Origin of the sequence: Archangium sp. (assembly GCF_036388035.1) — a bacterium.
In the GTDB taxonomy this organism is placed as follows: domain Bacteria; phylum Myxococcota; class Myxococcia; order Myxococcales; family Myxococcaceae; genus Archangium.
The window spans coordinates 1-9,827 of sequence record NZ_DASVSO010001053.1 but is presented as its reverse complement, the minus strand read 5'-3'; the positions used below and the strand labels follow the sequence as shown (position 1 = coordinate 9,827).

The window sequence follows — 9,827 nt, the reverse complement described above, 5'->3', positions numbered from 1 at the left end:
AACGTGGTTCGGGCCACGGGCAAGCTGAAGAACCTGGAGAACCGGGTCCAGACCGAGGTGCCGCAAGGCACCCTGGGCATCGGCCACACGCGGTGGGCCACGCACGGGCGTCCCTCGGACGAGAACGCCCACCCGCACACCTACGGGGACGTGGCGGTGGTGCACAACGGCATCATCGAGAACCACCTGGCCCTCAAGGAGGAGCTGCGGGCCAAGGGGCACCACTTCTCCTCCGAGACGGACTCCGAGGTCTTCGCCCACCTCATCTCCGATGAGCTCAAGCGCGGCGCGGATCTGCCGGACGCGGTGCGCGCGGCCATCGCCCAGGTGAAGGGCACCTACGCCCTCGCGGTGGTGACGGCCAACGATCCCAACCGGATCGTCTGCACCAAGGACTCCTCGCCCATGGTGCTCGGCCTGGGCCAGGGACAGAACTTCCTGGCCAGCGACGTGCCGGCGCTGCTCGAGCACACGCGCGACTTCGTCTACATGGAGGAGGGGGACCTGGCCGTCATCACCGCCTCCAGCGTGGACATCTACAACCGCTCGGGCCACAAGGTGAACCGGCCCACCCGCCGCATCGACTGGACGCCGATGATGGCGGAGAAGGGCGGCCACAAGCACTTCATGCACAAGGAGATTCACGAGCAGCCTCGCGCCGTGGCGGACACGCTGCGCGGCCGCATGCTCCTCTCCGAGGGCGACGTGCACTTCGAGGGCTGGAACCTGAGCCCGGAGAAGGTGCGCGGCATCTCCAAGGTGACCATCCTCGCGTGCGGCACCTCGTGGCACTCGGGCATCGCCGGCAAGGCGATGATCGAGTCGCTGGCGCGCATCCCCGTCGAGGTGGAGCTGGCCAGCGAGTTCCGCTACCGCGATCCCATCGTGGAGCCCTCGCACCTGGCGATCGCCATCAGCCAGTCCGGCGAGACGGCCGACACGCTGGCGGCCTTCAAGGAGGCCAAGGCGCGCGGGGCCACGACGCTCGCCCTGTGCAACGTCATCGGCAGCGCGATGACGCGTGAGGCGGACATCACCATCCTCACCAACGCGGGCCCGGAGATCGGCGTGGCCTCCACCAAGGCCTTCACCACGCAGCTCGTGGGCCTCTACCTGCTCGCGGTGAAGCTGGGCCGCATGCGCGGCACCCTCACCGTCAAGGCGGCGCAGGAGCACCTGACGGCGCTCACCGAGATCCCCAAGATGATCGAGGACGTGCTCAAGTGCGAGCCCTCGGTCAAGCGCGTGGCGCGTGACTTCATGAACGCGCAGGACTTCCTCTTCCTCGGCCGCGGCCCGATGCACCCGGTGGCGCTCGAGGGCGCGCTGAAGCTCAAGGAGATCTCCTACATCCACGCCGAGGGCTACGCCGGCGGCGAGATGAAGCACGGCCCCATCGCCCTCATCGACGAGAAGATGCCGGTGGTGGTGATCGCCCCGAAGCAGCCGCACGTCGCCTACGAGAAGATCATCGGCAACATCGAGGAGGTGCGGGCTCGCGGCGGCAAGGTGATCGCCATCATCGACGAGGATGACGCGCACGTGGCCTCGCTCGCGGACCACGTCGTGCGGATTCCGCCCGCCAGCGCGCTGCTCGCGCCGGTGGTGGCCACCATTCCCCTGCAGCTCCTCGCCTATCACGTGGCGGATCTGCGCGGGAACGACGTGGACCAGCCGCGCAACCTCGCCAAGAGCGTGACGGTGGAGTAGTCCGCCGCGCTCGGACCGCTGCTGGGGTCCGTTACGCCCGGGATGCCTTTCGAGGCTCCCGGGCGTTTTCATTTCCAGCCCATTAGAGAAGACCCATGAGCGACGACGCCGTGCTGAGCGTGAACCCGCTGGGGTTCCAGTGGCAGACCTCCGACCCGTTCCTCTTCTGCGTCCACCACAATGACGCCTATCCGGCGGGGGACGCGCGGATGGGCCCCGCCGCCTCCCTCGCGGGCCGGGACATCGGACAGGACTTCGAGGGGAAGGACGGCTGGCGCATGTACCACGGTGACGTGGTGCCCGGCTTTCCCCAGCACCCGCATCGAGGCTTCGAGACGGTGACGATCGTCCGTCGCGGGCTCATCGACCACTCGGACTCGCTGGGCGCCATCGCTCGCTTCGGGCACGGAGACGTGCAGTGGCTCACCGCCGGCAAGGGCGTCGTCCATTCCGAGATGTTCCCGCTGGTCGACCCGAAGCGGCCGAACCCGCTCGAGCTGTTCCAGATCTGGCTCAACCTGCCGAGCGCGAACAAGCTCGTGGAGCCCCACTTCTCGATGTTCTGGAACGACGCGATCCCGAAGCTCAGCACGCGGGACTCGGCCGGGCGCCTGACCGAGGTCAACGTCGTGGCCGGACAGCTCGCTCAGCTCCAGGCGCCTCCGCCGCCTCCGAAGTCCTGGGCCTCGCGGCCCGATGCGGAGCTCGCCATCTGGACCCTCAAGATGGAGCCCGGAGCGGAGTGGACGCTCCCTCGCGCGAGCAAGGGGGTGAACCGCACGCTCTATTTCTTCGAGGGAAGCTCCCTGCGCATCGGGAACCGCCCGATCCCCCGCTACTCCGGTGTCCAGCTGCGCGCCGAGCAGGACGTGACGCTCACCAATGGTCCCGACGCGGGCGAGCTGCTCCTGCTGCAGGGGCGGCCGATCGGAGAGCCCGTCGCGCGGTACGGCCCATTCGTCATGAATACCCCCCTCGAGCTCCAGCAGGCGTTCCAGGACTACCAGCGCACGCAGTTCGGCGGCTGGCCCTGGCCGAGCCAGGGCCCGGTACACCCGAGGGAGGAGGGCCGGTTCGCGCGGCATCCCGACGGCCGCATCGAGCGGGCGAAGTGAACAGGGACCGCGTGTCCTACCGGGGGCGGCCCTTCTCCCGTTCCCAGAGCGCGAGCGAGAGGGCCTGTTGCAGGGAGGCCTGTACCTCGCGCGTGCCGAAGGGCCGTCCCGTGTCCAGCGCCCAGGCGAAGAGGGCTCCCGCGAACTCGCCCGCCGTGCGGTAGCGCTGATTCACGTCGGGGGCGAGGGCCTTGCGCAGCACCGCCGCGAGCGGCTTGTCCAGCGTGTCCGGCAGGTTCAGCTTCGCCGAGCGGATGGCCGCCATCACATGGTCAGGGTCATTGCTCTCGGGCGCGAAGGGGTGGAAGCCCAGCACCAGCTCGTGCAGGACGATGCCCAGCGAGAACAGGTCCGAGGCCTGCGTCAGCGAGTCCCCGCGCGTCTGCTCCGGGGACAGGTAGTGCAGCTTGCCCGCCGTCACCCCGTCCTCCGGGCCGAGGTCCAACCCCCGCGCCTTGGCCACGCCGAAGTCGCCCAGCCGTACCTCGCCCTGCCCGGAGAAGAAGATGTTGGAGGGGTTCACATCGCCATGGACGAGCTCCAGCGGCCGGCCACTGCGCGTGCGCGCCTGGTGGAAGTAGGCGAGGGCCCGCAGCACCTCGGTGCACACGTGGGCACCCAGCGCCGCGGAGATGGCCTGCCCTTGCTGACGGTGCGCCCGGAGCAGTCCCTCCAGGTCTCCGCCGACGAGGAACTCCATGGCGATGAAGTAGCGGCCGAAGGCCTCGCCAATCTCCAGCCGGCGCACGAGGTTGGGGTGCTCCAGCAGGCCCATCAGGTCCGCCTCGTCGGCGAAGGCCTCCGCCGAGACGTCCTTGCGCATCAGCTTCAGCGCCACCTTGAGCGGTGCCCCCTTCTCGTCCTGGGTCTCCGCGAGGAACACCTCCGCCATGCCCCCCGAGCCCAGGCGCGAGCGCAGCACGTAACGCCCGAAGCGGCGCGAGGGGACTTCCACGGTCTTGGGAGGCGGGGAGGACGGCACGGTGCCGCGAGTCTATCCCGTCACGCCCGGCCCGGGGTGGGCCTTCACTCCTCGTCGGCGGGGGCGTCGTCCTTGCCCAGCTCGATGAGCAGCTCGAGGTCCTCCACCGCGTCCAGGCTCTCCAGCAGCTCGAGGTTCTCCACCACCTCCTTGTCCTCGGCGGACAGCTCCGGGGGGGACGTGCGCTTCTCGGACGGGTTCTTGGGCGGAGCGGGTGGAGGGGGCTCCGCGGCGGCGGCCGTCCCGGCGCTCAGGACGGTGGCCAGCAGCAGGGGGCGCAGCCAGCTCACGGACGCCGCCTCTCGCGCATCCGCTCGCGCATCTGCTGGCGCTGCTCGGGCGACATCTGCCGCCAGCGGCGCATGTTCTCCATCATCTGCTCGCGCCGCTCCGGGTGCGCGCGCAGGTAGGCCCGCATCCGCTGGCGCAGCTCCGCCTTGCGCTCGGCGCTCATCCCGCGGAACTCGCGGAAGCGCTCGCGCATCTGCTGGCGCTCCTCGGGCGACAGCCGCTGGAACTCGCGCAGGTTGGCCCGGACGCGCTCGCGCTCCTCCGCCGGCATCTGCTTCCAGCGCTCCAGGTTGGCCTTGATGCGCTCCTGGTCCTCCCTGGGCATCGCCTTGAGCTCGCGCAGCTTCGCGCGCAGGGCCTCCTTCTGCTCGGGCGAGAGCTGCTGGAAGCGCTCGGCCGCCGTCCGCCCCTGCTCCTGCTTCGGGGGCTCCGGGCGAGGCTCCTCCGCACGGCCCGTGCCGCCCACGAGCAGCGCCGCCACCAGCCCCGCCAGCGCCATGTTCCTCCGGCCCTTCATCACCGCACCTCCTCCAGCTCGTGGAGATGGGCGACCACCTCCAGGTCTTCACTCTCGTCCAGGCCGAGGACCTCGTAGTCCTCGACCACTTCCAGGTTCATCGCCAGCTCCAGCGTGCCCGCGTCCGGCACCTCCAGCGTGGGCTCGCGCGTGGCGGTGGTGGAGAGCGCCAGCCCCGCCACCGCCGCCAGTCCCGCCGCCGGCACCAGCACCGTGGGCCGCAGCAACGCCCGCAGCCGCTCCCCCAGGGGCCTCGGCAGCGCGTCCACCTTCGCCAGCACCTCGCGCCGCGTGGCCGTCGAGGGGGTGAACTCGGGCAGCTCGGCCATCCGCGCCACCGTGCGCTTCAGGAGCGCCTCCGTCCCCTGGCATCCCGCGCAGCCTCGCAGGTGCGTCTCCACCTCGGCGCGGCGCGCGGACGGCAGCTCCTCGTCGACGTAGGCCGTCAGGTCTTCCTCGAATGGACAGCTCATACCCTGCTCCTCACGGGCACGGAGCCCGCTTGCAGTTCCTCTACCTTTCGCGCCACCGCCAGCGTCGCCCGGTGGATGAGGCTCTTCACCGCCGCCTCGCTCGCCTCCAGCGCCTCGGCGATCTCCCGGTACGCCATGCCCTCGAAGCGGCACATGGTGAAGGCGGCCCGCTCCCGCTCGCTCATCGCCTTCAGCGCCTCGCCCACGGCCCGCTCCAGCTCCCGCCCCGCCAGCGCCTGGTCCGGCCTGTCGCCCTCCTGCCCGGCCACGTCCAGTCCGCTCTCGTCCTCGGGCGTCTCCGACGTCGTCGTGTGCTCCACCCGGTACTCCCCGCGTCGCACCTCGTTGAGGCAGTGGTTGGAGGCCACCCGGAAGAGGAACGTCTTGAACTTCGCCGTCGGCTGGTAGCCCTTCGCGTTGCGGTAGAGCTTCACGAAGATGTCCTGCGTCAGCTCCTCGGCGCGCTCCCGGTTGCCGACGAAGCGGAACGCGAAGCGCGCCACGCTGGCGTGGTACCGGTCGAACAGGACCGCGAAGGCCCGCCGGTCGCCCGCCGCCACCTTCAACATCATCTGTGCGTCCGAATCCGCTTCCACGTCCTCGTCCAACCCCGGGCCCTGAAAAAAGTTGCGGGCCTCTCGCGCGCCGGAGCGTAGCCGAGTTCTCGCGCACCTCATCCTTCAATGTGGGGGAATGGCCTACCCGGCACCCGCCAGGGCAGGGCGGCTGTCATCCGGACGGCGCGAGAGGGCCCCTCCCGTCCGCTGGCGGAAGCTCTGGGAGGGGAAGCTTTGAAGGCGGCCGGAGCCGGTCGTTACAGTCCCAGCCGTGGCCAGCTCCTCGCACACCCGTCCCCCCGGCTCCGGTCCCCGTCAGGGCGACTCGGAGGGCGAGGGCATCCCGCAGCTGCCGTCCCTGGCCTCGTGGGAAGAGCCGGTCAGCCCGCCTCCGCCCGGGGAGCTGCCGCTGCCGGTGCGGCTCGCCGTCCAGGAGGCCCGGGAGGCCTCCACCGAGGACGAGCGCGCGGTGGCCGCGGCGAAGCTCAACGCGCAGCTCGACACGCTGGAGGCGGGGAGCGGGGGCCGTCAGGTGGCGGATCTGCTCCACGGGCTGCTGGAGGGGGGCCAGCTCGCGGGGCTGGAGGACACCACGGGCCGGACGTGCCGGGCCGCGGCCACCGAGGCGCTGCTGCGGCTCGGCTTTCCCTTCGCGCTGGAGGTCCGCCCGGAGGACCTGGACCACCTGCGGGGCCGGGATGGGGAGCCCGGCTTCCCGTGGGCCTCCCTGGCCGCCGGGGGCGTGCTGGGGTCGGGCCTTCTCGCGCAGTGGAGGGCCCTGCCCGAGGACGTGAAGTCCAATGATACCGGGCTCTTGCTGCCCCTCATCGCCCTCATGGGGCTGTCGCTCATGGCCCTGGTGCCGGGGCTGTTGGCTCCCGAGCGCTCGGATGCGAAGCGAGCGGGCCTGCTGGGTCTGCTCCTGCTGGCGCTCGTGGAGTTGTATCTGGGGTTTTTCGGCGGTTACTACGGAACCCTCAGCGGGAGCGCTGGACTGTTGGCCTGGCTGCTCCTCGTGCTGCCTCGGCGCTGAACGCCGTGGGTCATGTCAGATGGATGGACTAGGGTCTTCACATCGCGTACTAAACGCGAGTTCAGGTGGGCCGGGGTGGCTCGCCGCATACGCAAGGAGCAAGACGAAATGGCCGTGAATCCAGAGAAGGAGAAGGCGATCGAGTTGGCGATGTCCGCTGTGGAGCGCCAGTTCGGTAAGGGGTCGATCATGCGGCTCGGAAACGAGGAGCCGCTGGTCCGGGATGTTCAGGCCATTTCGACGGGAAGCATCTCGCTCGACATCGCGCTGGGCGTGGGCGGCGTGCCCAAGGGCCGTATCGTGGAGATCTACGGTCCGGAGTCCTCCGGTAAGACGACCCTGTGCCTCCACATCGTGGCCGAGGCGCAGAAGCGCGGCGGCGTGGCCGGCTACATCGACGCCGAGCACGCGCTGGACATCGGCTACGCGCGCAAGCTGGGCGTGCGCACCGATGACCTGCTGCTGAGCCAGCCGGACACGGGCGAGCAGGCCCTGGAAATCGCCGAGATGCTGGTGCGCTCGGGCGCCATCGACGTGCTGGTGGTGGACTCGGTGGCGGCGCTGGTGCCCAAGGCCGAGCTCGAGGGCGAGATGGGCGATGCGCACATGGGTGTGCAGGCCCGACTGATGAGCCAGGCGCTGCGCAAGCTCACCGGCACCATCAGCAAGAGCCAGACGTGCGTCATCTTCATCAATCAGATCCGCATGAAGATTGGCGTGATGTTCGGCAACCCCGAGACGACGACGGGCGGTAACGCGCTGAAGTTCTACGCGTCGCAGCGCCTGGACATCCGCCGCGTGGGCGCCATCAAGAATGGCGACAACGTGGTGGGCAGCCGCACCCGCGTGAAGGTGGTGAAGAACAAGGTGGCGCCTCCGTTCAAGGAGGTCGAGTTCGACATCATGTACGGCACGGGTATCTCGAGGGAGGGCGACCTCATCGACATGGCGTCCAACGACGGCATCGTCGAGAAGAGCGGCAGCTGGTTCTCCTTCAAGGGAGAGCGCATCGGCCAGGGTCGCGAGAACGCGAAGGACTACCTGCGCGACCACGCGGATGTGGCCAAGGAAGTCGAGCGGCAGGTGATGGAGAAGTACGGCATCGGCAAGCCGGCGGTCGCGGCGGTGCCGGCTCCGGCCGAGGGCGAGGCCCCCGCGGAGGGCCACCACACCGAGAAGCGCCAGCGCGTGAAGGCCGTGAAGTAGTCCGAGCCTTCGTCGCTTGAAGTCCCAGGGGCTGTCTCCCGCGAGGGAGGCAGCCCCTTGCTTCATGGCGCGGCGTCAGCTCGCCAGGTCATCCAGCACGTCGGAGAGGCGGGTGGCGTTCAGCGCCCGGTCGAACCAGCGGTCGAGGGTGGCCACGTCCGTGCACGCCAGGATGCGCTGCTGCGCCTCCTCAACGACCTGCACGCCCCGCGCGGTGAGGATTCGAAGCACGGCCTCGGCACGCCCTTGGAGCCGCCCCTGTGCCAGCCCCTGCTGGCGTCCGCGCTCGATAAGTTCCTCGCTATAGCTCATCATCACCGCCTCCGCTCGTTGGGCATCCAGCACCGAATGTAGCACCCGCCCCGCGGCTTCGTGGGCGGCCTTGCCCCCGACCCAGAGGAGGTAGCGGATGACCACCACCAGATGCTCGGAGCCGTCAGGGGTGGATTGCAGCTGCGCGAAGAGCGCGGTCCAGTCCGGCAGCCGCTGGGCCAACTCCTCGGTGCGTCCGTAGCGCAGGGCAAGCCACGCCAGTCGGGCCAGAGGTGGGCCAGGTCGCGCCAGCAACGCCTCGGCTCGCTCGGCTGTCAGGTCATCCATCAGGTACTCGAAACGCGGCACCAGCGCTCGCCAACGCTCCCGCTGCTCACCTTCGCCCGGCAGGGCGAAGAGCTCCTCCACCCGGCGGGGCGCCGACCAGACGCCATCTGTCCCGTGGTACATGACGAGCGGGATGATGACGGGGAGTACCGTGCTCTCCGGGTGCTGCTGGCGCCAGTGCTCCACCTGGCGGACCACGTAGCGCAGCATGCGCAGCGCCATCCACCGGTCCACCGAGGACTGGTGCTCCAGCAGCACATACAGCAGCAGTGAGTGGCCCTCGCGCAAGCGGGCGGTGAAGAGCAGGTCGCTCTCGGTCTCCCGCAGTTCCGGGTCCACGACGGAGCCGGACTCTCGCCGCAGAGATGACCAGTCCACCTCCGAGACGACATGCGAGGGCAGGGCGGCGCGCAGCTCGGCCGCGGCCCGCTCGGGGTGACCGAAGGTGAAGCGGGCGAAGAGGTCATGAGGTCCGGGCATGGCCAGCCGCTCCAAGCACATGGCGGGCCAAGAGCACCGTGAGGGAGCCTGTGAGACCTTCCTCGAGTAGCCTCAGCTTCCGCTGCGCGCGGACCTTTCGGTGCGGCCATCCTCGTACAGCTCCGTCAGCCCGGTCACCTTGCCCGAGGCATCCTTCTCCATGCGGAAGCGGAGGATGTCCAGGCCATCGTCGAGCATGAAGGTGTCCGCCGTCATCGGGACCACTCGGAGCTTGAACCCCGGCCAGAGGCACCAGAGCGAGCCGTTCTCGTAGAGCAGGGTGGTGTTTCCGTAGCTGCCCACGAAGCTCTTGAGCACCTCGGCGCTCGGCGTCACCGGGCTGGCGAGCGCCTCCACCTTCTGCAGGGCCCACGCGAGCTGCTGCTTGCGCTTGGCGTCCTGGGCCTTGTCCTGGAGTTTCTTCAGTGCGTCACGGTGGGCGGCCTCGAGCGCCTTGTCCGCCGGGACCTGGATGTCCGGCGTCACGCCGGTGCCTTCCCAGTTGGTGCCGGTGATGGGGTTCACCGCGCGGCCGAAGGGAATCCTCGCCAGCAAGTGCACGTCGGCGAGGAAGTGGGACTCCACCGGATGGGCGCCGCCGCCGGTCGTCTCACCGACGATGGTGGCTCGCTTGAGGTTCTTCAGGTCGTAGGTGAATTCCTCGGCCGCCGAGAAGGTGCGTTGGCTGGTGAGGACGTAGACGGGGACGTTGCTCATCCGCTTGCCGGACACGTGGGCCGAGGTCCAGAACTGCTGCGTGGTGTTGCCCTCGCGGATGAAGAAGTCGTTGAGGTGCGTAGGCTCGTCGAAGAAGTAGCTGGTGATGAGCTGGATCATCGTCGGACTGCCGCCGCCGTTCTTGC

11 protein-coding genes are annotated in these 9,827 nt (G+C 69.4%); 4 read left to right on the top strand and 7 right to left on the bottom strand.

Annotated features, from left to right (window positions below):
* The coding region (gene glmS, locus VF697_RS43400) for a glutamine--fructose-6-phosphate transaminase (isomerizing) (protein WP_331104676.1) at window positions 1–1,710 on the top strand (1,710 nt) is incomplete at its 5' end.
* Between the two features lie 95 nt (window positions 1,711–1,805).
* Window positions 1,806–2,825, top strand: coding sequence for a pirin family protein (locus VF697_RS43395; protein ID WP_331104674.1), 1,020 nt, complete (start codon window positions 1,806–1,808; stop codon window positions 2,823–2,825).
* Between the two features lie 16 nt (window positions 2,826–2,841).
* On the opposite strand, the gene VF697_RS43390 is transcribed toward VF697_RS43395, so the two are convergent.
* From VF697_RS43390 to VF697_RS43370, 5 genes are read right to left on the bottom strand one after another with little or no spacing between them, the layout of a single operon-like run.
* Entirely contained in the window at window positions 2,842–3,807 is a 966-nt protein-coding gene (locus VF697_RS43390; protein WP_331104672.1) for a serine/threonine-protein kinase, read from the bottom strand.
* Window positions 3,808–3,851: 44 nt separating this feature from the next.
* Window positions 3,852–4,097: a hypothetical protein gene (locus tag VF697_RS43385; protein WP_331104670.1), complete on the bottom strand. Its 246-nt coding sequence runs from the start codon at window positions 4,095–4,097 to the stop codon at window positions 3,852–3,854.
* Window positions 4,094–4,615 carry a DUF3106 domain-containing protein gene (locus tag VF697_RS43380; protein ID WP_331104668.1) on the bottom strand — a complete coding sequence of 174 codons (522 nt, stop codon included), beginning with the start codon at window positions 4,613–4,615 and terminating at the stop codon, window positions 4,094–4,096. The genes VF697_RS43385 and VF697_RS43380 overlap by 4 nt, the downstream gene beginning before the upstream one ends.
* On the bottom strand, window positions 4,615–5,088 hold the full coding sequence (locus VF697_RS43375; RefSeq protein WP_331104666.1) for an anti-sigma factor family protein: 474 nt from the start codon (window positions 5,086–5,088) through the stop codon (window positions 4,615–4,617). The genes VF697_RS43380 and VF697_RS43375 overlap by 1 nt, the downstream gene beginning before the upstream one ends.
* Complete coding sequence (locus tag VF697_RS43370; RefSeq protein ID WP_331104664.1) at window positions 5,085–5,684, bottom strand: RNA polymerase sigma factor; 600 nt, start codon at window positions 5,682–5,684, stop codon at window positions 5,085–5,087. The genes VF697_RS43375 and VF697_RS43370 overlap by 4 nt, the downstream gene beginning before the upstream one ends.
* Window positions 5,685–5,916: 232 nt before the next feature.
* Between VF697_RS43370 and VF697_RS43365 the strand changes: the two genes are divergently transcribed.
* Both VF697_RS43365 and recA read left to right on the top strand, forming a co-directional pair.
* Complete coding sequence (locus VF697_RS43365; protein WP_331104662.1) at window positions 5,917–6,678, top strand: hypothetical protein; 762 nt, start codon at window positions 5,917–5,919, stop codon at window positions 6,676–6,678.
* 108 nt (window positions 6,679–6,786) lie between these two features.
* A complete protein-coding gene (gene recA / locus VF697_RS43360; RefSeq protein WP_331104660.1) occupies window positions 6,787–7,884 on the top strand; it encodes a recombinase RecA in 1,098 nt (365 codons plus the stop codon).
* A 75-nt stretch (window positions 7,885–7,959) separates the two neighbouring features.
* Here the strand turns inward: recA and VF697_RS43355 are convergent, their stop codons facing one another.
* Together VF697_RS43355 and VF697_RS43350 are read right to left on the bottom strand one after the other, a co-directional pair.
* Window positions 7,960–8,964 (bottom strand): Rpn family recombination-promoting nuclease/putative transposase, encoded by a 1,005-nt coding sequence (locus tag VF697_RS43355; protein WP_331104658.1) that lies wholly within the window; start codon window positions 8,962–8,964, stop codon window positions 7,960–7,962.
* Between the two features lie 72 nt (window positions 8,965–9,036).
* The coding region (locus VF697_RS43350; RefSeq protein ID WP_331104656.1) for a S41 family peptidase at window positions 9,037–9,827 on the bottom strand (791 nt) is incomplete at its 5' end.